General features: G+C 63.3%; 27 protein-coding genes and 1 tRNA gene. 9 read left to right on the forward strand and 19 right to left on the reverse strand.

Annotated elements, in window-relative coordinates:
• Nucleotides 1–38: 38 nt before the first annotated feature.
• The 7 genes from ureG to ureC all read right to left on the reverse strand — a co-directional run bounded on the left by ureG (nt 39) and on the right by ureC (nt 5,427).
• Complete coding sequence (ureG, locus tag AC1VON_RS05815; RefSeq protein ID WP_056568543.1) at nt 39–680, reverse strand: urease accessory protein UreG; 642 nt, start codon at nt 678–680, stop codon at nt 39–41.
• Nucleotides 677–1,117 (reverse strand): DUF3995 domain-containing protein, encoded by a 441-nt coding sequence (locus AC1VON_RS05820; RefSeq protein WP_172347521.1) that lies wholly within the window; start codon nt 1,115–1,117, stop codon nt 677–679. The genes ureG and AC1VON_RS05820 overlap by 4 nt, the downstream gene beginning before the upstream one ends.
• Nucleotides 1,114–1,785, reverse strand: coding sequence for an urease accessory protein UreF (locus tag AC1VON_RS05825; RefSeq protein WP_483120897.1), 672 nt, complete (start codon nt 1,783–1,785; stop codon nt 1,114–1,116). Before AC1VON_RS05825 ends, AC1VON_RS05820 begins: the two co-directional genes overlap by 4 nt.
• The gene (ureE, locus tag AC1VON_RS05830; RefSeq protein WP_172347519.1) at nt 1,778–2,380 is read right to left on the reverse strand and encodes an urease accessory protein UreE; all 603 of its coding nucleotides are present in this window, start codon (nt 2,378–2,380) and stop codon (nt 1,778–1,780) included. Before ureE ends, AC1VON_RS05825 begins: the two co-directional genes overlap by 8 nt.
• Nucleotides 2,377–2,982, reverse strand: coding sequence for a glutathione S-transferase family protein (locus tag AC1VON_RS05835; protein WP_172347518.1), 606 nt, complete (start codon nt 2,980–2,982; stop codon nt 2,377–2,379). Before AC1VON_RS05835 ends, ureE begins: the two co-directional genes overlap by 4 nt.
• Nucleotides 2,983–3,025: 43 nt before the next feature.
• Nucleotides 3,026–3,619: a hypothetical protein gene (locus AC1VON_RS05840; protein WP_483120899.1), complete on the reverse strand. Its 594-nt coding sequence runs from the start codon at nt 3,617–3,619 to the stop codon at nt 3,026–3,028.
• A gap of 95 nt (nt 3,620–3,714) precedes the next feature.
• The gene (gene ureC / locus AC1VON_RS05845) at nt 3,715–5,427 is read right to left on the reverse strand and encodes an urease subunit alpha (RefSeq protein ID WP_483120901.1); all 1,713 of its coding nucleotides are present in this window, start codon (nt 5,425–5,427) and stop codon (nt 3,715–3,717) included.
• Nucleotides 5,428–5,593: 166 nt separating this feature from the next.
• On the opposite strand from ureC, the gene AC1VON_RS05850 reads away from it, so the two are divergent.
• Both AC1VON_RS05850 and AC1VON_RS05855 read left to right on the forward strand, forming a co-directional pair.
• Nucleotides 5,594–5,983, forward strand: coding sequence for a hypothetical protein (locus tag AC1VON_RS05850; protein WP_483120903.1), 390 nt, complete (start codon nt 5,594–5,596; stop codon nt 5,981–5,983).
• Nucleotides 5,984–6,097: 114 nt separating this feature from the next.
• Nucleotides 6,098–6,592, forward strand: a complete 495-nt coding sequence (locus tag AC1VON_RS05855) for a hypothetical protein (RefSeq protein WP_483120905.1) — start codon at nt 6,098–6,100, stop codon at nt 6,590–6,592.
• Nucleotides 6,593–6,690: 98 nt separating this feature from the next.
• On the opposite strand, the gene AC1VON_RS05860 is transcribed toward AC1VON_RS05855, so the two are convergent.
• From AC1VON_RS05860 to AC1VON_RS05880, 5 genes are read right to left on the reverse strand one after another with little or no spacing between them, the layout of a single operon-like run.
• Nucleotides 6,691–6,996, reverse strand: a complete 306-nt coding sequence (locus AC1VON_RS05860; protein ID WP_483120907.1) for an urease subunit beta — start codon at nt 6,994–6,996, stop codon at nt 6,691–6,693.
• 6 nt (nt 6,997–7,002) lie between these two features.
• Nucleotides 7,003–7,590: a HupE/UreJ family protein gene (locus tag AC1VON_RS05865; protein WP_172347512.1), complete on the reverse strand. Its 588-nt coding sequence runs from the start codon at nt 7,588–7,590 to the stop codon at nt 7,003–7,005.
• 34 nt (nt 7,591–7,624) lie between these two features.
• Nucleotides 7,625–7,879, reverse strand: a complete 255-nt coding sequence (locus AC1VON_RS05870) for a DUF1272 domain-containing protein (protein WP_140770598.1) — start codon at nt 7,877–7,879, stop codon at nt 7,625–7,627.
• A 15-nt stretch (nt 7,880–7,894) separates the two neighbouring features.
• Entirely contained in the window at nt 7,895–8,197 is a 303-nt protein-coding gene (locus AC1VON_RS05875) for an urease subunit gamma (protein ID WP_056568583.1), read from the reverse strand.
• 13 nt (nt 8,198–8,210) lie between these two features.
• The gene (locus AC1VON_RS05880; protein WP_483120909.1) at nt 8,211–9,053 is read right to left on the reverse strand and encodes an urease accessory protein UreD; all 843 of its coding nucleotides are present in this window, start codon (nt 9,051–9,053) and stop codon (nt 8,211–8,213) included.
• A gap of 202 nt (nt 9,054–9,255) precedes the next feature.
• Here AC1VON_RS05880 and AC1VON_RS05885 point away from each other — a divergent pair, with 202 nt between their 5' ends.
• From AC1VON_RS05885 to AC1VON_RS05895, 3 genes are all read left to right on the forward strand, one after another.
• Nucleotides 9,256–9,510 carry an acyl carrier protein gene (locus AC1VON_RS05885; protein ID WP_056568590.1) on the forward strand — a complete coding sequence of 85 codons (255 nt, stop codon included), beginning with the start codon at nt 9,256–9,258 and terminating at the stop codon, nt 9,508–9,510.
• Nucleotides 9,511–9,514: 4 nt separating this feature from the next.
• Nucleotides 9,515–10,723: a beta-ketoacyl-[acyl-carrier-protein] synthase family protein gene (locus AC1VON_RS05890; RefSeq protein WP_172347510.1), complete on the forward strand. Its 1,209-nt coding sequence runs from the start codon at nt 9,515–9,517 to the stop codon at nt 10,721–10,723.
• 196 nt (nt 10,724–10,919) lie between these two features.
• The gene (locus tag AC1VON_RS05895) at nt 10,920–11,624 is read left to right on the forward strand and encodes a glutathione S-transferase family protein (protein ID WP_172347509.1); all 705 of its coding nucleotides are present in this window, start codon (nt 10,920–10,922) and stop codon (nt 11,622–11,624) included.
• A 49-nt stretch (nt 11,625–11,673) separates the two neighbouring features.
• Here AC1VON_RS05895 and AC1VON_RS05900 read toward each other — a convergent pair whose 3' ends face one another.
• The 4 genes from AC1VON_RS05900 to AC1VON_RS05915 all read right to left on the reverse strand — a co-directional run bounded on the left by AC1VON_RS05900 (nt 11,674) and on the right by AC1VON_RS05915 (nt 15,794).
• Nucleotides 11,674–11,991, reverse strand: a complete 318-nt coding sequence (locus tag AC1VON_RS05900; protein WP_172347508.1) for a hypothetical protein — start codon at nt 11,989–11,991, stop codon at nt 11,674–11,676.
• Between the two features lie 93 nt (nt 11,992–12,084).
• On the reverse strand, nt 12,085–12,696 hold the full coding sequence (locus AC1VON_RS05905; protein WP_172347507.1) for a nucleoside triphosphate hydrolase: 612 nt from the start codon (nt 12,694–12,696) through the stop codon (nt 12,085–12,087).
• Nucleotides 12,697–12,795: 99 nt separating this feature from the next.
• Nucleotides 12,796–13,896, reverse strand: coding sequence for a hypothetical protein (locus AC1VON_RS05910; protein ID WP_483120911.1), 1,101 nt, complete (start codon nt 13,894–13,896; stop codon nt 12,796–12,798).
• 83 nt (nt 13,897–13,979) lie between these two features.
• Nucleotides 13,980–15,794: a methyl-accepting chemotaxis protein gene (locus AC1VON_RS05915; RefSeq protein WP_483120912.1), complete on the reverse strand. Its 1,815-nt coding sequence runs from the start codon at nt 15,792–15,794 to the stop codon at nt 13,980–13,982.
• 205 nt (nt 15,795–15,999) lie between these two features.
• On the opposite strand from AC1VON_RS05915, the gene AC1VON_RS05920 reads away from it, so the two are divergent.
• From AC1VON_RS05920 to AC1VON_RS05930, 3 genes are all read left to right on the forward strand, one after another.
• Complete coding sequence (locus AC1VON_RS05920; protein WP_172347505.1) at nt 16,000–16,893, forward strand: D-alanyl-D-alanine carboxypeptidase family protein; 894 nt, start codon at nt 16,000–16,002, stop codon at nt 16,891–16,893.
• A gap of 349 nt (nt 16,894–17,242) precedes the next feature.
• Nucleotides 17,243–18,172: a DUF1003 domain-containing protein gene (locus AC1VON_RS05925; RefSeq protein WP_483120915.1), complete on the forward strand. Its 930-nt coding sequence runs from the start codon at nt 17,243–17,245 to the stop codon at nt 18,170–18,172.
• Between the two features lie 276 nt (nt 18,173–18,448).
• Nucleotides 18,449–18,525 (forward strand) — tRNA-Arg (locus AC1VON_RS05930).
• A 161-nt stretch (nt 18,526–18,686) separates the two neighbouring features.
• Here AC1VON_RS05930 and AC1VON_RS05935 read toward each other — a convergent pair.
• The 3 genes from AC1VON_RS05935 to AC1VON_RS05945 are packed head-to-tail and all read right to left on the reverse strand — an operon-like array spanning nt 18,687 to nt 20,428.
• Nucleotides 18,687–19,529 (reverse strand): MBL fold metallo-hydrolase, encoded by an 843-nt coding sequence (locus tag AC1VON_RS05935; protein WP_483120917.1) that lies wholly within the window; start codon nt 19,527–19,529, stop codon nt 18,687–18,689.
• A 21-nt stretch (nt 19,530–19,550) separates the two neighbouring features.
• Entirely contained in the window at nt 19,551–19,877 is a 327-nt protein-coding gene (locus tag AC1VON_RS05940) for a hypothetical protein (RefSeq protein ID WP_483120919.1), read from the reverse strand.
• Between the two features lie 5 nt (nt 19,878–19,882).
• Nucleotides 19,883–20,428: a sugar ABC transporter gene (locus AC1VON_RS05945; RefSeq protein ID WP_483120921.1), complete on the reverse strand. Its 546-nt coding sequence runs from the start codon at nt 20,426–20,428 to the stop codon at nt 19,883–19,885.
• Nucleotides 20,429–20,597: 169 nt separating this feature from the next.
• On the opposite strand from AC1VON_RS05945, the gene AC1VON_RS05950 reads away from it, so the two are divergent.
• The gene (locus AC1VON_RS05950; protein ID WP_483120923.1) at nt 20,598–21,500 is read left to right on the forward strand and encodes a LysR substrate-binding domain-containing protein; all 903 of its coding nucleotides are present in this window, start codon (nt 20,598–20,600) and stop codon (nt 21,498–21,500) included.
• Nucleotides 21,501–21,705 lie beyond the last annotated feature (205 nt).

Genomic DNA, 21,705 nt, shown 5'->3' on the forward strand with positions numbered 1-21,705 from the left:
AACGGGTTTTGGTTGGTGCAGGGAGAGGCGGATAGCTGTCAGGCCGCTGTGCTGGCGGCGGTGCCGGTCCTCAGCCCGCCATGCTCGACGATGAAATCGATGACCTCCTGCAACCCCTTGCCGCGTGACAGGTCGGTGAAGCCGAACGGACGCTTGCCGCGCATGCGGCCGGCGTCGCTCTCCATGACGTCGAGGTTGACGTTCACATAGGGCGCCAGATCGCTCTTGTTGATGATCAGGAAGTCCGAGCGGGTGATCGCCGGTCCGCCCTTGCGCGGAATTTCCTCGCCCTGGCAGACCGAGATGACATAGAGCGTCAGGTCCGCGAGGTCCGGCGAGAAGGTGGCGGCAAGGTTGTCGCCGCCGGATTCGATGAAGATGATGTCGAGATCTGGGAATTTGCGGTTGAGCTCGGCGATGGCCTGCAAATTGATCGATGCGTCCTCGCGAATGGCGGTATGCGGGCAGCCGCCGGTCTCGACGCCGACGATGCGCTCCTCGGGCAGCGCCTGCAGCCGGGCCAGCATCATGGCATCTTCCCTGGTGTAGATGTCATTGGTGACCACGGCGATGGAGAATTCGTCGCGCAGCGCCTTGCAGAGTTTTTCGGTGAGCGTCGTCTTGCCGGAGCCGACGGGGCCGCCAATGCCGATGCGAAGAGGACCGTTGGCTTGAGTCATGTCGGGAACTCCATGATGGCAAGGATGGCGAAGCCAAGCCCGATCAACAGGCAAAGCGGCGAATAGTACTGGACATCGAGCCGGGCGAAAGGCTGCTCGGGCGCCAGCCGCCGCCACCACGGCGTGAAGCCGGCAATGCCGCGACCCAGGAACACCAGGCCGATGAGCAGCGAAGTGGCGGCGAGGCCCTCTTTCGGGAAGGGCGAGGCAAAGAAGCCGATCAGCGCCAGCGGCCAGAGCGTCGCCAGGCCGAGACAGGCGGCAACGGCGAAACTGGCGAAGGGCGTGGGCATTTCGTCGACACCGCGAAAGCCAACGACGGCGCGGGCGCAGGAGGCTGCGTCTCTGCCCGGCCAGACGCCGCCAATGCCCCAATAGACATGCAGCGCCGTGATCAGCAGCAGGACGAAGGACAGCGCGAAGGCAAGCACGATCATGAGCGGAACAGCCGCGAATACTGGGTTTCGTGCTTCATCGCCATGACGTCGGAGACGAAGGCGCAGCCGCCGAGATCATCCAATGTCGAGCGCGACGCGCGGCCGGCGGTCGCGAGCGCCAGCGGCTCGAAGCCGGCCAACAGCGTGGTGGCCTCGTTCTGGCCGACGACACCGAGCCTGATCGCCGCCTGGACAAGATTGGAGAAGAAGGCCTGCAGGAAGGCGGACAGCGCATCCTGCAGCGCAATGCCATTGCCGCCGGCAATGGCGCCGACTGCGACACAGTAGGCGCATTCGGCCGGCAAGCGCCCCAGCACCGGATTGGGCCATGCGGCGGCGGCCTTGAGGAAGGCGGCACCCTGCAGCATGGTCTCGGTGTGGCGTTCCCGCGAGCCGGCGAGCGCCTCGGCCAGTGCAGCCACTTCGCCGAAATCGCCTGCGTTGCGGGCGCGGCGCCAGCTCTCGGAAAACAGCACGGCATCGTTCCAGCCCGAGCCCATCTCGATCAGTGTTTCCAGCCAGCCGGCAAGGCCGGCGGCATCGGCAACCAGGCCATCATGCACCGCGCGCTCGAGACCATGGCTGTAGGCAAAGCCGCCAACCGGAAAGGCCGGCGACAGCCACGCCATCAGCCGCAGCAAGGCGATGTTCGAAGGTTGGTCAGTCATGGTCGTGGTGATGACCGTCGTGGGAATGGCCGTGCGAATGGGAATGCGTGTCGCCATGTGAATGGGAATGCGCTTCCGCATGGCTGTGGGCATGTGCATGGCCGTGATCGTGACTGTGCACGCCGCCATGGCCCGAATAGGCGCCGCGAACCGGCTTGAACGGCTCGGAAACCTCGCGCACCGTGGCGCCAAGCCCTTCAAGCATCGCCTTGATGACATGGTCGCGCAGGATGACGATGCGATCCGCCTCGATGCCCGCCGCGAGATGGCGGTTGCCGATGTGCCAGGCAAGCTCGGTCAGATGCACACCGTCGCGGGCGCGGATGTCATAGACCTCTTCCGGTGCGGCAACGATCTCGACATGGCGGCCATCCTCGAGCACCAGCCGGTCGCCATCGTTCAGGGCAACCGGCTCGGGCAGGTCGACCAGCACCTTGCTACCATCGGACAGTTCGATGGCGCGGCGGCGCAGATGCCGTTCGTCATGGGCAAGAACCGTACGGCCGGACGGCGCTGTGGTCCCGGCCTCACCGGCGCGCACCACCGAGACGGCACGCGGGAATTTGGTGAAATCGGTGTTGAGGTTGAGCTTCATTTCATGGCTCCGCCATTGGCTTGCGCCCGCGCGCGGGCAGGGCGCGAAAGCACCCGGTTGAAATAGGCGTTGACGCGCTCGGACTCGATCGGGAATTTTCCAGCCCGGGCCCAGCCGCCCATATCACCGAGCAGCACGTCGACGGCGGAAAATCGGTCGCCGAGCGCAAACGTTTTGTCGCCAAGCCGGCGGTCCAGCGCCTTGGCTTCCGAGGCGAAATCATAGGCCGCGGCGGGGCCGACATCGACCCGTACTTCCCTGGGCAGCAGGAAGCGGTGGCGCAATTTGTTCCACAGCGGCGCCTCGAACTCGCTCTGGGCAAAATGCATCCAGGAATCCATCTCGGCACGGCCGGCGACACCTGGATTGGCGCCCATGCCCTTGTCGGCGTGCTTGTCGGCCAGGTAGACGCAGATCGCCGCCGAATCCGTCACTGTCAGCTCGCCGTCGATGAGGACCGGCACCTTGCCCGACGGGTTGAGCGCATAGGCTTCCGGCGAGCGCAATTTGACCTCGACGAATTCATAGGGCTGCCCGAGTTCCTCGAGCATCCAGAGGACGCGGCTGACCCGGGATCCGCGCGATCCGACGGCCTTGTACATGAGAAACCTGCCTTTCCCAGCAAGCCTAGAGTATTCGCAGTCGTCATACGATCGTGTCGAAGAGCCGCAGGATAAACGATATCTGATAGATCAGCGCCGCCGCGACAAAGGCGGTGTGAAAGCGACGGTCGCGCAGCAGGATCGCGGCAATGCAAAGTGCGACGAAGATCGGCGTGCGGAACAGATATTCATTGCCGAAATGGGAGAAATGCTCCGGCCCTTTCAGCAACGTGTCGATCACGTCCAGCAGATAGGTCGCGGCCAGCAGGCCGAAGAACCAGGCGCGGCGCGAATAGAAGAAATCCTCGTAGCTTGTGTAGTCCAGCATCGAATCCGGAAACAGCAGCGCGCAGAGCAGGAACAGCGTGATCGCGTAGAAGATGATGAAAAGGTATTTGCCGAAGGTCCATGCCTCGATGGCGTAGAGGCCGAACTCCCACCACCAGAAATGCACCAGCATCAGAAGCACCGAGGCGACCCAAGCCAGATGCACGGGATAGAGCCGGTACTGGCCGGGGTGCTGGATAATACGGGCCACCCCCGACAGCAGGCGGGTGACACCAAGTCCGATCACCATGCCCATGACGATGCGGATGTGCGGGAAGATGTCGTGGGCGGAGGCTATTTCGGTGGCCATGGCAAGTCATGCGGTTTCATTGAGCCGCATATTGCGGTGTCACGGCACGTGCCGCAATGGGTTTCCCGCCAGTCGGCCCGGTCGCCGATCTAGCATCAGAACAGGAAATACCGTTGCGCCATCGGCAGCACCGTTGCCGGCTCGCAAGTGAGCAATTCGCCGTCGGCGCGGACCTCGTAGGTTTCGGGGTCGACCTCGACGTGCGGCGTGGCGTCGTTGAGCACCATCGAGTGCTTGCCGATGCCGCCGCGGGTGTTTTCCACGGCGACGAACTGCTTGTCGACGCCAAGCCTGCCATGTAGGCCGGACTCGAGTGCGGCTTTCGAAACGAAGGTCACGGACGAGTTGGTCCTGGCCTTGCCATAGGCGCCGAACATCGGCCGGTAGTGCATCGGTTGCGGTGTCGGGATCGAGGCGTTGGGGTCGCCCATCGGGGCGGCGGCGATCATGCCGCCGATCAGCACCATGTCCGGCTTGACGCCGAAGAAGGCTGGGTTCCACAGCACAAGGTCGGCGCGTTTGCCGACGGCGATCGAGCCGATCTCTTTCGACAGCCCATGCGCGATGGCCGGGTTGATCGTGTATTTGGCGATGTAGCGGCGGACGCGGAAATTGTCGTTGTTGCCGGTCTCTTGCGGCAGCGAACCGCGCTGCCTCTTCATCTTGTCGGCGGTCTGCCAGGTGCGGATCGCCACTTCGCCGACGCGGCCCATGGCCTGGCTGTCGGACGAGATGATCGAGAAGGCGCCGATATCGTGCAGGATGTCCTCGGCCGCGATCGTCTCCTTGCGGATGCGGCTTTCGGCAAAGGCGATGTCCTCGGGGATCGACGGCGACAGATGATGGCAGACCATCAGCATGTCGAGATGCTCGGCCAGCGTGTTGACGGTGTAAGGCCTGGTCGGGTTGGTCGAGGACGGGATCACGTTGGGCAGGCCGCAGACCTTGATGATGTCGGGTGCATGGCCGCCGCCGGCACCCTCGGTGTGGAAGGCGTGGATGGTGCGGCCCTTGATCGCCGCGACCGTGTTCTCGACGAAGCCGGATTCGTTGAGCGTGTCGGTGTGGATCATCACCTGCACGTCGTGCTCGTCGGCGACCGACAGGCAACAGTCGATCGCCGCCGGCGTCGTGCCCCAGTCTTCATGCAGCTTCAGCGAGCAGGCGCCGCCCAGCACCATTTCCTCCAATGCCGCCGGCAACGACGCGTTGCCCTTGCCAGACAGGCCGATATTCATCGGGAATGCATCGAAAGACTGGATCATGCGCGCCATGTGCCACGGCCCCGGCGTGCAGGTGGTGGCCAGCGTGCCATGCGCCGGGCCGGTGCCGCCGCCGAGCATGGTGGTGATGCCGCTCATCAGCGCTTCCTCGATCTGCTGAGGACAGATGAAGTGGATATGCGCGTCGAAGCCGCCCGGTGTCAGGATCTTGCCCTCGCCGGCGATGATTTCCGTGCCCGGGCCGATGATGATGGTGACGCCATCCTGCGTGTCCGGATTGCCGGCCTTGCCGATCGCGGCGATGCGGCCGTCCTTCAGGCCGATATCGGCCTTGAGGATGCCGGCGCTGGCATCGACCACCAAGGCGTTGGTGATGACGGTGTCGACCGCGCCCTGCGCCCGCGACACCTGGCTCTGGCCCATGCCGTCGCGAATGACCTTGCCGCCGCCGAATTTTACTTCTTCACCGTGAATGATGAGGTCCTTTTCAACCTCGATGAAGAGTTCGGTGTCGGCCAGCCTGACCCTGTCGCCGACGGTCGGGCCATACATCTGGGCATAGGTGGAACGCGAGATTCTAGCCATCAGAGATTGCTCCCGAAATGCGGAATGGTTGGGGCCGGGTGCACATTGACGCCGTCCAATGGTCACGCAATGACCCGCTGGGCGACACCTTCTGATCCCATTTGGCGGTTGAGGTGAGCGGGTCACCCCAAAACGACCGTTTGCCAAATCGATGGAAGGAAAATCCATGCGCAAAACGATAGTTCTTGCAGCCGCCGCCAGCCTGATGCTGGCCGGTGCCGCCAGTGCCCAGCAGCAACCCGCGCAACAGCCCGCTCCAGCCACGCCTGCCCCCAAGGCGACCACTCCCGCCCCCGGCGGTCAGCAGGCTGCGCCGGCGATCCAGAGCGTCAACATCGTCGACATTACCGAACTGCCGAAGGACACCCAGACGCAGGTCAATCAGGTGATCGCCCAGCGCGGCGATGCCGGCCTGCAGAAACTGCGCAGCTCGATCGATGCCACACCCAAGGTGAAGTCCGCCCTCCAAGCAAAGGGAATGACCTCGGCGCAGGTGGTCGCGGCCAGCATGGAGCCCAATGGCGCGCTGACCCTCATCACCAAGAAGGCCAGCTGACGGCCTGGCTCGGCGGGCCGACATTCGGTCCGCCGACCGCATCATGAGGGGAACCGTGGCAGGGCTGGAGTCGTTTCGTTTCCTGAGTGCTGGAACAAACTGCGAAAGCGAACGATGACCGTCACCACCTTGCCCGATGGCCGATGGCTGTATGCCGTAGCGGCGACTGCGTTTCTGGCAGCGAGCTTTCCTCAGGCCGCGCTGAACGCGCAGGGTCTCGAAAGCCCGGAGACCGTCGATCGGATCGTCGGCTCGCAAGTCAGCGCGGAAGAGGCCAACACCACCGCTGAAATCGGCAAAGTCACCTCGGCGATCGACCGCACGCGTGAAAACATCAGCACGGTGCGCAAGACCTCCAAGCTCGACAAGGTCGATATCGTGTTCCTGACCGACGCGGCACGCAGCGAAGGCGGCCCGCCGGCGGTTATCGAGAACAAGGTCCGGCAGCATCGAGACGATGTCGCGGAACTGCGCAAGGAGATCGAGGCCAACGCTTTGCTCTACAACGCCATCGATTCGCGGCGCGTGCTCACGCAGGACATTCTGGCCGTGGAGTTCGACAATCCAGGAAAGATCGTCATCTATGCGGCTGCCAAGCCGTCGGACTAGAGCAATTCCAGGAAAAGTGTGAAGCGGTTTTCCCGGGAAAAGCGCATGGCGCTTCCCCTTGGGACTCTGTGCGCGCCGCGCGTGAGACGCCACAAAACTCACAGCTTGCCCATCACCTTCTGCTGGAATCCATAGACCTCGCGTTTGCCGCCAAGCGGCACCAGCCTGACGTCACGCTCCTGGCCTGGCTCGAAGCGCATGGCGGTGCCGGCGGCAATGTCGAGACGCATGCCGCGCGCCTGTTCGCGGTCGAATTTCAGCCCTTCATTGGTTTCGAAGAAATGATAGTGGCTGCCGACCTGGATCGGCCGGTCGCCGGCGTTGGCGACTTTCAAGGTGACGGTCGGCAGACCCTTGTTGAGCTCGATGTCGCCTTGGGCGGGGATGATTTCGCCAGGGATCATTGGACTTCACACGACGCCGAAGGCGAGGCCGACGCCGATCGCCGCGCAGGCAGCGCCCGCGACGCGGGCCAGACCGCGGAACCTCAGGCCAAGGCTCAGACCGGCGGCGATGCCGACGGCATGGAGCATCACGGTGGCGATGGCAAAGCCGGCCATGTACTCGAGCCCGCCGGCATTTTCAGGCACTTCCGTGCCATGAGCGTGGCCGTGGAACAGCGCGAACAGGCCGATAATGGCGACGCCCGCCGAGACGGGCAGATCGACCGCCAGCGCCACCAGCAGTCCGAGCGCCACGACGGAGGCCAGTATGCCCGGCTCGACGAAGGGCATCGGCACATGCGCCATGCCAAGGGCGGCGCCGCTCAGCATGACGCCGACAAAGGCGGCCGGCCACGCCCAGATCGCTCTGCCGCCCTTGAGTGCCGCCCACAGGCCAACCGCGATCATCACGGTCATGTGGTCGAGGCCGGACAAGGGATGCCCGAAGCCTGCCGTGAAGGACGACGTCGTACCGACGCCGACATGGGCGTAGGCGGGCATTGCCGCCGCCAGAAACAGGATCGCCGAGAGGGACAGTCGTTTTGCAGGGATCATTTTGATTTGCCTTCCGTTTCCAGTGTCGAGGTGTTCACGCCGCCTTGCGAGGACCGCAGCCCTCGGCCTTGAGGACGCGTTTGGCGGAAGCCGGGTATTTCTTCAGCATCGCTGTCGGTCGGATCGGCCGCGCCGAAAAATTGCCGCTGCAATTGGGGCAGACGCCACCCAGCACGGTTTCCACGCAATCGGCACAGAAGGTGCATTCGAAGGTGCAGATCAGCGCATCCTCGGCTTCGGGCGGCAGGTCCTTGTCGCAGCACTCGCAGTTTGGGCGCAGTTCAAGCATCCCGGTTTCCTCTCCTCACCTGATGGGCTCGTGCACGGTCACCAGCTTGGTGCCGTCGGGAAAGGTCGCTTCCACCTGCACGTCGTGGATCATCTCGGCGATACCCTCCATCACCTGCGCGCGGGTGACGATATGGGCGCCGGCCTCCATCAGTTCGGCGACCGGGCGGCCGTCGCGGGCGCCTTCGACGACGAAGTCGGTGATCAGCGCGATCGCTTCCGGGTGGTTCAGCTTCACGCCGCGCTCCAGCCGCTTGCGTGCCACGATCGCTGCCATGGCGATCAGCAGCTTGTCCTTTTCCCTCGGCGTCAGGTTCATGCAGGTTTCCGAATCACAGTGACCATAATTTGGGCAGCCCCGCCCGTCCGTTGAGCAATCCGACAAGCGGAACCAGCCGCTGGCGCAGTTGGTAGCCGTCCCCGGCGTAAAGCCTCGCAAGAAGCTTGCCAGATGCCTTCACGCTCCAGACACTGGCGCCGCCCTGGTCTCCGACGATCTCGCGGACCGGGTCGAGCAAAGCCTCCGCGCGTGGCGACACCAGCAGCAGCGTTGCCACGGCGATCGCGCCACCTGCAGCCGCCGGACGGGCGAGCGTGGCCGCGATGTCAGGCCCGACGCGGAAATCCTCGCCATGGATGAGAAAGCCATCCTGGCGAACACGCCAGCGGTCACGAAAAATACCCTGCGCGGCGCGTTCGCCCATGGCCAGGCGACCGAAGACGGTGGCCTCCAGCAGCAGCGCCTCGGCCCCGGCGGCAAGCTCGACATCCAACGTGCGGGCAAAGGCTGCCCGGTCGAAGACGATGGTTTCCTGCGGCAGCCAGGCGATGCGGCTGTTTTCGCCGACCGTCAGCTTGACCCGTACCTCTGCATGGTCGGAGGCGGCGCGATAGACCTTCTCGCAGGCCTGGGTCGTTATCGACGCCGAGGCATCCGCGCCGACATCCACATCCCAGCCGATGCGGTCGCCGCCGGTCAGTCCGCCGGCGGTGTTGATCAGCACCGCCTCCAGCGGATCGGCCGAAACGGCCGGCAGCCTTATCTTGGCGGAGCCGTCCTGATAGAGGCGCCGCAGCCGCGTGCGGCCATCGGCGCTGGCGCAGCCCAGTTGTGCCAGGCCGACGGCGCGCTGGGCCAAAAGGGGCGAAAACTTCGTATATTCGATCGTATCCACGCCGTCAGGTTAAGCACTGCGGCGGTTTTGTCGATATATAGCTTGTTGCTTGATGGCGTTTCCGTTTCTATAGAGGGAGCCACCTCGGTACGGTCAAGCGATGCTTGGCGGGGGTATAAGGCGACGATCGCGGCCTGATATCGAGGACAAGAAGGCGCTGTTCAGTTGGCGTCGGGAAACGACAAAGTGGGGAAGAAACCGAATGGCTGACCAACTGGCAACGGATATCATCGAAAAGATCAAGGCCCATGCCGAGCCTGGCGGCGAGGAAATCACCACCAACACCGAATTGACGGCGCTCGGCATCCATTCGCTGGAGCTGACCGAGATCATCTTCGACCTTGAGGAGGAATATGGCATCGAGATCGAGATGAACACGGTCGATGCCTGGAGCAATCTGAAGAATGTTGGCGACATGGTCGAGGCCGTTCGCGCGCTGATCGCGAAAAAAGCCTAACCGAATGCTGAGACGCGTCGTCATCACCGGCCTTGGCGGGATATGCGGGCTCGGCACCGATGTGCCGGCGATTTGGGGCGAGATGCGCGCTGGCCGCTCTGCGATAGGTCCGATCGACAATCCCTTCCTGCACGACCTGAAGGTGAAGACCGGCTGCGAGATCAAGGCGCTGCCCGATCACGGCATCGAGCGCAAGCAGCTGGTGTCGATGGACCGCTTCAGCCTGCTGGCGGTGCTGGCCGCCCGCGAAGCCCTGAAACAGTCGGGATTGGCTACGCATGCCGACAACACCTATCGCATGGGAACCATTGTCGGTGTCGGCGTCTGCGGCTTCGAGACGGTTGAGGAAAACTATCGCGCCATCCTGATCGAGGGCAAGAATCGCGCCGGCATCTTCACCGTGCCCAGGGTCATGCCGGGCGCGGCCGCGGGCCAGGTCAGCATGCACCTTGGCCTGCGCGGGCCGGTCTTCGGCGTCACTTCGGCCTGTTCGTCGGCCAATCACGCCATCGCCTCGGCGGTCGACCAGATCAGGCTCGGTCGCGCCGACGTCATGGTGGCCGGCGGCACTGATGCGCCGCTGGTCTGGGGCGTGCTCAAGGGCTGGGAGGCATTGCGCGTGCTGTCGCCCGATACCTGCCGGCCGTTTTCGGCCGATCGCCAGGGTTTGGTGCTCGGTGAGGGCGCCGGCATGGCGGTTCTGGAAAGCTACGATCACGCCATGGCGCGCGGCGCAACCATCCTCGCTGAAATCGCCGGCGCCGGTCTCTCCGCCGATGCCTCGGACATCGTTGCTCCAACCATTGAGGGACCGGAAGCGGCAATGCGTTTCTGCCTGGCCGATGCCGGGCTCAATCCCGAGGACATCGACTATCTCAACGCGCACGGCACCGGCACCAAGGCCAACGACCAGATCGAGACCAACGCGATCAAGCGCGTCTTTGGCGAGCATGCGCGCTCGCTGTCGGTCTCATCGACCAAGTCGATGCATGCCCATTGCCTGGGCGCATCGGGCGGACTGGAAATGATCGCCTGCGTCATGGCTATCCGCGAGGGCGTGGTGCCGCCGACCGCGAATTACCGCGAACCCGATCCCGATTGCGATCTCGACGTGACGCCCAATGTCGCGCGCGAGCGCAAGGTGCGCGTCGCGATCAGCAACGGCTTTGCTTTCGGCGGCACCAACGCGGTGCTGGCGTTCAAGGCCATCTGATCCCGGGCTGGTCAGTGCCTACCCAGGGTGAGCGCCTTGGCAGGCCGTGTACCATTCCGCCGCGTTCGATTCGGTTGACTGTCCGTGCATGGCGAAACTGTCCGCCATATTGATCCCGCCTGGCCGTGCGCCTAATTCTTGGCCACCCGCCAACGCCGCGCGCCTTTGGCGCAAATCCCCGCTCAGGAGTTTCTCGATGGCCGACCTGTCCGCCTTTCCGATCGCAACCCGTTGGCCGGCCAAACATCCGGACCGGATCCAGCTTTATTCGGCGACAACGCCGAACGGGGTGAAGGTCTCGATCGCCCTGGAAGAGATCGGCCTGCCCTACGAGCCGCATCTGATCAACATCGGCAAGAACGAAAGCTGGACGCCGGAATTCCTGTCGCTCAATCCCAATGGCAAGATCCCGGCGATCATCGATCCCGACGGTCCGGACGGCAAGCCGATCGGCCTGTTCGAATCCGGCGCCATCCTGCTCTATCTCGCCGAGAAGACCGGCCTGCTCATACCGGCGGACGCAGCGCGACGCTACGAGACGATCCAGTGGGTCTTCTTCCAGATGGCCTCGGTCGGGCCGATGTTCGGCCAGGTCGGCTTCTTCCACAAATTCGCCGGCCGCGAGATCGCCGACAAGCGCCCGCTGGAGCGCTACCGCGACGAATCGCGGCGGCTGATCGGTGTGCTCGACGGCCGGCTCAAGGGCCGCAAATGGATCATGGGCAACGACTACACGATCGCCGACATCTCGCTGCTCGGCTGGGTTCGCAACCTGATCGGCTTCTATGACGCGCGCGAACTCGTCGGTTTTGACGATTTCGCCAATGTGGCGGCCTGGCTGGAGCGCGGCCTTGCCCGGCCGGCGGTGCAGAAGGGCCTGACCATTCCCGCAAAGGACTGAAACTGGCCTACAGGGGCGATTGCTTGGCCGCCCGGCGACGCAGTATCTGCTACTTCGCCTTGGCCTTCGAACCGCCCTTGCCGATCACGGAGGCTGCCAGCGAGACGGCACCGCGTGCGGTGGCGACCACCGCACCGGCCGCCACGCTCGCCACGGTCCGGACGGCACTTTGTTTGCCCTTCGCCGCTTTGCGCGGGCTTGGCGTCTTGGTGGCGGCAGGCACGACCTTCCTCGGTGCGGCCTTGCCGAAAGAGGGTTTCGCGTCTTTCGAGCGCTCGGCGATCGCCGCGCCGGCACCGGTTTTCGCTGGGCCGTCCTTTGCCGTCCTGGTCTTGGCGGCTGCGGGTTTTCTTGCCTTGGTTGCCATCGGAAAATCCCTTACGCCCGACAAATGGGTTCCCGGACATAACGGCGCGCAACCCTTAAGGTTCCCGTCCAGAAATACCGAAAATTAAGCGTGTTAACCAATAACCAGATCAGCGGCCCGGCGCCGGGCCAACACGCGTTCGATGTTGGGCATGTCGTTGGAGGCGATCCAGGCGCGCGCATCCTCGTCGGAGCGGCCATGGCCGTGCCAGCGCTCCACCAGGCGCCGCTCGAGTTCATTGCGCGGCACCTCGACGAAGATCGAGAAATCGAACAGCGGCGCCAGCCGTGACCACGGCTCTTCGTCGAGCAGAAGATAGTTGCCTTCGACCAGGATGAATTTCGTCTCGGTGCCGACGATCGCCGCCGCGGCGCGCGACAATTCCATGTTGCGGTCGAAGACGGGAATCGCGATGTCTGGTTCGCCGGCCCGGATGCGCTTCAGCAGGGCTTCGAAGCCGGAAAAGTCGAATGTTTCCGGCGCCCCCTTTCGCGCACGCAGGCCGCGCGCATTGAGCACGATGTCGTCATAATGGAAGCCATCCATCGGGACGACTTCCACCGCCCCCTCCGGCAACAGGTCATGCAGGCCGGCCGACAACGTGGACTTTCCAGCCCCGGGCGGCCCGGCGATGGCGACGATGAAGCGCTTTGCCTTGCCGGCGCGCTTGAAGATGGTGGCGGCGAGGTGCGCGATTTCGGACATGGGAAGCCTCACTTGCCTGGATGATCGGCACGATGTTTTCCGCCGCATCTTGGCGGCAGTTCACGGAAATTTCAAATCCCGCGCTCGCGCGATCCCTGCTCAGGCAGGGACGGGCCGGCCGATGCGCAGGAAATCGCTGTCGAAGGGCACGTTCCAGCTCGATCCGCCCGCGGCAAGCCGCATGCGACCCTCGGCGGCAGTGATCTCCCTTGGCGGGGTGCCGCCGGACAGGGGCATGGCGCCGATGACATGGCGGAACGAAAAGCTTCGACCCTCGCCGAGCGCAAAGGCGGTCGCCACGCCCTCGCGCTTCAGCCAATTGTCGCCAATCGAGGCGGCGTGGCCGACGGCCGTGCGGCCGTCCTCGATGCCGAGCACGCCCAGATGGCGCCCGCTCCAGGGTGCGTAGTCGCGCCCGCCATTGCTGAGCCACAGCATGGTGACCGGCAGTTCGGCCGGGTTCTTCAGCACCAGCACGAGGTCGCCCTCGGCCTGGCGCGCCAGCGCCGTCCAGCCCGGCCCGCCATGATCGGCCTCGACCAGGGTGACGAAATCCTCGCGCCGGTCATCCATGCGGTATTCCGTCAGGTCGAGCGTGCCGGCGCCGGCGGCGGGAAACCGGTCGAGCTCGGCCGACCGCGCCGGATAGGCCAGCATGTAGCGGCCGCGCGCGGGATCGGGCTCCAGCGGATCGGCTAATGTCGCGGCAAAGCGCTTCGGCGAAAAGGCCAGCCGTCCGCCGCCTTTCATCACCGTCATCGGGTGATGGGCGACGGAAATCGCGCCGGAGCCGCCGGAAAACACATGTTCCTGGTAAAGGAAGGGATGGCCGTCGATGAGTGTAAAAATCTTGTCGACGCTGGCGCCCATGACCTTGTGCCGCAGCCGGAAGACGGCGCGCCAGCCGTCCTGCGTGGCGTTGCTGTCCACGACATCCCAGGCGCTGTTGGCCGGCCAGCCATGCAGTGGCGCCTCTTCGACATCGCTGCGTGAAAACGGCGCGCAGAGGAAGTCGCCGGACAGGCGAACCGTGCCTTGCGGCAGGTCCTTGGGCAGCGCCTCGCCCGCGTCGACCCAAGGGGCGCGGTGCAGTGGCCGAAGCTGCCTTCCTGCGCTCTCGACGATCATGTCGGCGATGTGGCCGACAGTCAGATCGAGCGAAACCGAAATACCTTTGGCCTTGATCGTGCTGATGGTCATTGCGCTCTCACCGAATCCGAAGCCGCGAACAGAACCCTTTCGGCGCGCGTTGCGCAAGCACTGCGGTCGGCATTTCGCATCAGCTACTGCCGCTTGTACTCCCGCACCGGCGATTTCGTCCCGTCGGTATAGGTCACCTGCACCGACATCGACTTCACACTGTCGGCAACCTTGAAATAGCTCTTGGCGTCGTAGGGGATGGCGTAGGGATCCTTCTTGTCGCAAGGCGGTATCTCGAGCGACTTGTCGAGCGCGGCGCCGTTGAGGCTGTAATGCACCTCCTTGATGGCGCAGCGGTAGGACAGCATCTGGGTGAAATAGACCAGGCCGTGATTGCCGCCGGAGTCGAAGGCGATCCACGACGTCCAGAACTGGTCGAGGATCTGCTTGTCACCTTGCTGCAGTGCCGTGTCCGGGTCGAAGCGGATGTCGAACGGGCCGGTCTCGCGGCCCCTGATGTCGAGATATCTTATCGCGATCGTGGTCGCCGCGGTGCTGTCGGGCAGTTCGAAGCTCGGATTGGCCATCGGCTTGCCGGTGGTCTGGTCGTTCATTGCCAGGAAGCCGGTGTCGGTGAAGGGACCGCTGGTGCCGAGCCGCCAGGAAATCGCGGTCGCCGGCTCGGGCAGCGAAATGGTCATCGACCAGCCCTGATTCGAGCGCATCGGCGTCAGCGAAGGCGCAAAGCGCGTGGGGTCGAGCACGTCGCCTAGTGCCGCCAGCCGGCTGCGGCCGCGGTCCAGCCAGTCGGCCAACTGGGTCTGGTCGACGAAATATTTGAGCAGTCCGCCATCCTTTTCGTAGGAGACGAATTTGGTCAGCGCCTGGGCTTCGCTGCGCTTGTCGGCCAGCGTCTGGCTGCCGAGGCGGTCTTCCGAAAACTCCTGCGCCTTGAGGAAATAGGCCGGCGCGTAGTCGGGATTGGCCGCGATGAAGGCGTTGAGCTTATCGAGGCGCTGGGCATCGTCGAACTGCAATATATGCACCAGCTTGATCGACAGCGCCTTGCCCTTGTCGGCAAGCTGCCCGAACACCTCGCGGGCACCCGCCTTGCCGTCTTGCACCCGAAGCAGCGTGGCAAAGCGCGTATAGGGGTCGATGGCGTCAACGTCGTAGCCGGCAAAGGCGAGGTAGGAGCGCCGGGCATTGAGCATGTCGCCGGACAATTCGTAGACGCGGGCATTGTGGTAGAATTCATCCGGCCGCTTCGGCTCGGCGATCGCCCCGCCTTGCGCCGCCAACTGGGCAAATCCCTTGGCGATGGTGTCGATCGAAGCGGCGATCTGCTCGGTCGTCGCCTGCAGCTTTTCCGCCTGGGCCTGTTGCTGTTGCTGGCCGGCGGCGAGCGCCTCGGTGGTCTGTTTGACCGCTTCGACGGTCTTTTGCGTCTCGGCGCCCTGCTGGGTCTGCTGCTGCTGGGCGGACGCGATCTGGTTGGTCCTCTGTGCAACCGTGTCGGTCGATTTCTTGACCTCTTCGACGGTCTTTTGGGTCTGCGTGACCGTCTGCTCGATCTTCGCCACCTTTTCCGAAACGATGCCCATCGACTGCTGCAGCCGCGAGATCGCCGGCACCAGGCCGGCGATGACGCCGTTCTGCGAATTGGTCTGCTGCTGCACGGCATAGACGCCGCCGGCGACCGCCGCCGCACTGGTGGCGAACACCAGCGCCGGCAGCGCCCTGGCCGCCAGCACCAGCCTGAGCACAATGGCGATGGCGATGATGACCGCCGCGATCGAGGCGACCAGCGCGATATAGGCGGCGAACGGCGCCAGCGGATTGAGGATGTCGGAAACCGCGCCGCCGACGAAGGCGATGCTTCCGGCCCATTTGCCGGTGCGGCTCAGCGATGCCTTGATAAGCGAGGGCGCTGCGCCCCCGGCCCCGATGTTCGTCATGCCACCCCCCAAGCCAGCCGATGCCCACGCCCCTTCCCACGGGAAGCGCGGCGTTGGCAAGGAAAGACAGGAAACCGGCGATTTCGGGGCGGCAGGCCGAACTCGACAATCCTGGGACTATCAGCCATTAACCAAATGGACGCACCAATCGCGTTACGTTAGCTTCGCCTCATCTCAGCAACAGCATCGCCAGAACGTCTTGCCCTTGTCCAAACTGCGTCCCTTTCCGCTCCTCCAGAGACTCTTCGTCGCCCTTGGCCTGTTGCTGATGGTCGCCGGCTGCTCGACCACGACGCCGCCGGATTCCGTGCTGGCCGTGCCCGCGCCGCCGCAGAAATATGCCGCGATCGTCGTCGACGCAAAGACCGGCAAGCAGATGTTCGAGGTCAACTCGACGGCGCAGCGCTATCCGGCTTCGCTGACCAAGATGATGACGCTCTACCTCCTGTTCGAGGCAATGGAATCCGGCCGCGTCACCAAGGAGACGCAGATCCCGGTTTCCGATCATGCCGCCTCGCAGCCGCCGACCAAGATGCGCTTCCGGCGCGGCGAGAGCATCGATGTCGATTCCGCCATCCGCGCCATCGTCGTCAAATCCGCCAATGACGTGGCGGTGGCGGTCGGCGAATATCTTGGCGGCTCGGAGGACCAGTTCGCCGCCATGATGACCTCCAAGGCGCGTTCGCTCGGCATGTCCAGCACCACCTTCCGCAACGCGTCGGGCCTGCCCGACGACGGCCAGATGACGACGGCGCGCGACATGGCGGTGCTGGGCATGGCGCTGCGCCAGCGCTTCCCCCAGCATTTCCACTATTTCTCCGAAAGCGATTTCATGTTCCGCGGCAAGCTCGTGCGCGGCCACAACGACATGCTCGGCCGGGTGCGCGGCGTCGATGGCATCAAGACCGGCTATATCAGGGCTTCCGGCTTCAACATCGTCACCTCCTACAATGCCGACGGCCGCCAGTTGATCGTGGTGGTGATGGGCGCCGACTCAGCTCGCCAGCGCAACGACCATGTCGAGGCGCTTATCCAGCGCAGCCTGTCGCCAACGATGGATTCCACCAAGACCAGGCTGATGTTCGCCGAGCAGCAGTAGGCTAGGAGTGATCCGCGGCGGACGAAAAGCCAACTGCCCGGCTTTTCGAAGGACGAACGCCCTGAGCCCGCGAAGTTCCGTCCGCCCCCGACTTCGTCATCCTCGGGTCTTCGCGACGCCACTCCGCGGCTGCTTCGCCCGTGAATGACGAAGTCGGGAAGCGCCTCGGCCCAGCGAAGGGGCGGCGGCCGCCGCGAAGAACAGCCGCCAAAAACCCGCAGCCGGCTATTGTTGTCACACCGTCATGCAATCGTCTGGAAGCCATGGCATAGGCAGCGCAATCCGACAGTGGATATGCCCCGCCACCTCGGCGTATCCTCCCATCAGCGCCACAGCAGGAGCCAGCACCATGAGCACCGTTCCCAAGGCATCCGAGCAGAAGGCGCCGGACAATGAGAACGACAGCGGCGGCGAATATTTCGAGGCGCCGATCACGACGGGGGATCTGCACGAGGTTTCGGACGATCATTTCGACACGCCCGAAGTGCCGGACTCCGAACCCGCCGGCCCCGGCTCCTCACGCATAAAGCCGAAGCGGAAGCCGTCGGCGATCTCGGGCCGCAAATTCCGCAAGCGCGACCTGGTGCGCATCGACGATCTGCGCCCGAGCCTGGCCGACCGCATCCGTTCCGACCACCCGGACCTGCCCAAGGGGGCCCGCATCAGCCGCGAGGAGCTCGGCCGCTACCGCATGCGCTACATGGAGGAACTGCTGCAGCAGGAGCACGGCGAATTCTCCGAGCTCGACCGCCAGGTGGTGGAATCGATCGCCAAGCAGGACACGATTTCCGAAAACTCGGAGGAGGAGTTCGAGGAGCATCGCTCTTTTGCCGATCGCGTTTCCGACAACATGGCGGCCTTCGGCGGCAGCTGGTGGTTCCTGATCTCCTTCGCCAGCGTGCTCTTGATCTGGATCGGCATCAACCTGTTCGAGGGCGCCGTCGGCGCCTTCGACCCTTATCCCTTCATCCTGCTCAACCTCCTGCTCTCCTGCATCGCCGCCATCCAGGCGCCCATCATCATGATGAGCCAGAAGCGACAGGAGACCAAGGATCGGCTGCGCTCCTTCAACGACTACCGTGTCAACCTCAAGGCCGAGCTCGAAGTGCGCCACCTGCACGAAAAACTCGACTACCTCATCTCGCGCCAATGGACGCGGCTCGCCGAAATGCAGCAGATGCAGCTCGACGCCATGCACGAACTGACCGGCGCCAAGAAGGCGAAACGGGCCGTGCGCGGGGTGAGACGGCGGACGGTGCAGGGTGAGGCGGGACAGTAGCATTGTCCCGCAGCGGGCGAAAAGCCTTCGCCTCTTCGACTGACCAACGATGGACTCGGATCTAAAGCCCAGTGGACATTTTGAAGGGGATGAACGCCCAAAGGGCAGCGAGCCTGCGAAGGACCTGACACTGCGCGAGCCTGGTCGGCATGTCCAACGCTCGATCTTCGGCGCGCCGCCCAATTGGCAATTGCCCGTTGAAGCTCGCGCCGGCTTCCGCTAAGAAGCCGTGACTTGCCGGTTCACCGGCTGGTTCGTTTTCCGGATCACCGGGAAGCACCCGTAGCTCAGCTGGATAGAGCGCTGCCCTCCGAAGGCAGAGGTCACAGGTTCGAATCCTGTCGGGTGCGCCATTTCTCCTGAAAATTGCATTGTCTGCGAACTGATGTCCGCCGATAATCCGATATTCCCACCTGCAAATTGAACTGGGATAATGTTCCTGCTGAAGATTCCTGTGACCGCCTTCCCACGCGCCAAGATGCCAAGACGCGGAGGTAAAGCCACTGAACCACTTTCATTTTTCATAAGAGACAGCATACGTCCCATTTGCTGTTCGCGCGATATGTCCGAAAGCGGGTTCGTCCAGATGCATTCCCGCGATCAGCAGGTTTTCCGAACTGGCAAGGTCCAACAGCCTCGTTCGTGTTTCGGCGGCGAGATGTGCATCCTGATCGAACGCAATCGACACGTCAGGGCGCGGAATCTGAATCTCAGGGAAATGGACAATATCTCCCCAGACCAGCAGAGTCTGGCCGCCGGATTCGAGACGGTAGCCGGTGTGCCCGGCGGTGTGGCCCGGAAGCGGAACCGCCGTCATGCCGGCAAGCACTTCGCCAGCATCGAAGGTGCGCAGCCGCTCGCGATAGCCGTCGAACGCCTGACGCGCCGCGAGGAAGTTGCCACGGGCACGCTCGGGCGCCCGGCTCAGATTGCCGTCATCTTCCCAGAACGCGACTTCCCGATGGTGGGCGACCAACTCGGCATTCGGAAAGACGGCTTCCCCTGATGCGTCCACCAAACCCCCGACATGATCGGGATGGGCATGGGTCAACAGGATTGCGTCGATCTCCGAAGGCTGGATGCCCACGCGCAGCAGATTGTCGGTTAATCGACCGCCCCATTGCTTGAAACCGCCCGCACCTGCGTCGATCAGGACCGCGCGGCCGCCTCCGCGCGCCAGATAGCAGTTGATATGGATCGAGGTATGATCCGCTATTCCTGCTCTTTCCTGCATGCGGGAAGCATCGGCCGGATCAATATTCGCGAGGAGATCGAAACTGGCATGGAGGTAGCCATCACTGACAGCGGTGATCGTGAAATCACCGACCGGCAGACTGGGTAATGCAAGACGAGACATGGTTCTTCTCCAAGCGTCAGCTCAACTTCGTGCGTGGATGCTCGACGCTTCATAGCCAAAGCAACGGATGCGCGCGGTGAGGTCCGTGTTGCGCCTTATGGCGTCGTCCAGCCCTTCCATGAACTGCGCCATGACTGGCGGCGTCCGAAAAGGCTCAAGACGGTATTGGATTTCTGCGAAAGCCGGGTGTCCCCGGCCGTGCCGGACGGCGACATAGACGATATGCACATTCTCCAACGCGGCCCGGAGGATGCCTGTGCAAAGTTCAGTGCATTGCTCTGTGAGGTCTGCGAGAGCTTCGTCCGGTGGCATCCTGTCTACGGGAATGTAGATCGTGATGTTCGGCATTGGTGTTACCGCACCTTCCCGACCGTGACGTTACCGTCATTCGTCAACTGCGCCGTCATTGGCGCATAGACATGGACGCCTTCCGGCAGATGCTCGATGTCAAGCAACTTGCCGCGCTGCACCTTGGCGAGCCAGCGCTGCTCCGGGAATTTCTCCATAGCAACCGCCTGCATCGCATGTGGGGTGAGACCAAGCCAGATCAGAGGTTCAGGGCCTGTTGCGCTCAACGCCAGATATTCGCCCTCGCCAATGGCTGGCGCGCGCTCAATGCCACCGTAGAGGTTCCGGTGCCACTCGGTGATGTGCTGTTGCCAGCGTGCGAAATTGCCGCCGCCCTTCTGGCGATATTCCTCACCCGTCAGAATATCGAGGCCATCAATTGAATGAAGAGCAAGATAAACAGGGCAGCCACGGCTCAACGCCTTGAAACGCTGCGAAGTATGGAAGCCGCTCACCGAAATGAGGGCTGGCAGCTTGTCCAGGCTGTAAAAGTCATTCCATTTCGCTTCGCTGGCCGGATCGGCAAAGCTGCATTCTACCGTATAGATCATCGCACCACCTTCGACCGAAAGAGTGGATCTTCCGGCCTTGTCTATCGTTGATATTTTCTCATGATAGACTGGTGATCTCTGCCCATATATCGACAACGGATCATGCTTCAGTGACATAACATCAAGGTGGCGGCGAATCCAATGCCGAACCACCATGTCAGGAACCGCTATGCGCCGCAAGATTCCCAGCAATTCCGCACTCATGGCGTTCGAGGCGTCGGCTCGTCATGGCAGCTTCGCTCGCGCGGCCGACGAACTGGCGCTGACCGAAGGAGCGATCAGCCGCCAGATCGGCCGACTGGAAGCGTTCCTTGGTGTCACGCTGTTCGAACGGGTTGGCAATCGTGTCCGGCTTTTGCCGAATGGAGAGCGTTATGCCGTTCAGGTTCGCGTGTCACTCGACCGGCTGGAGCGTGACAGCCAGTATCTGATGGGGCAGCCCAGCGATGGCGCGAGCCTCGACATCGCCACCATCCCGACCTTTGCCACGCGCTGGCTTATTCCCAGGCTGGCGCGGTTTGGAAAAATGCACCCGAACATCACCGTGCATCTTACTGAGCGGATGGAGCCCTTTGTGCTTGCCGGAAGCGGTTTCGATGCCGCGATCCATTTCGAGCATCCTGGCTGGACGGGAATGAGAACGCACCGCCTGTTACATGAGACGTTGGTACCTGTTTGCCATCCGGCGCTTGTCGATGAAGGTGAAGGGGCGGTATCCTTGAATGAACTGCCGCGTCTTCATCGACGTCAGAACCCGGACGCATGGCAACGCTATGCGCAGGAAACCGGGATCGCGCTGACCAATCCCGCAGTTGGCGCCCGTTATGATCTTCACGCCATGCAAATCGAAGCCGCGTTAGCCGGCCTCGGCGTTGCACTCGTACCGCGCCTCTATGTCGAAACCGAATTGGCTGAAGGTCGCTTGGTCGCACCTTGGCCAGACGGCGAGTCGATCTCCAAGACCTTCTGCCTCGTCCTTCCGGAGCCGATCCGATTGAGTGACGGTCCAATACAGGTGTTTGCAAATTGGCTTATCGAGGAAGCACGCCGTCATAGTCCAAGCTTCGATTGACACGGGGCAGCCGAATACTCCTAAGATTCGAACTCTGCTTAAAGGAGGGCTATAGCGTAGACATAGTTCTCGTCTTCACCCGGCACGGTGCGCCAGTTTAGGCAAGTCGCCCTGCTTCAGCTTCACGCTACGATCGTTCAAGGCTCCGTTTTCACATCGAAACCCGGGCAGTCGGGATGCCATTTCAGGTCTGGAGCTTTTGCTG

The sequence above is a fragment of the Mesorhizobium sp. HAY1-8B genome (assembly GCF_056868045.1).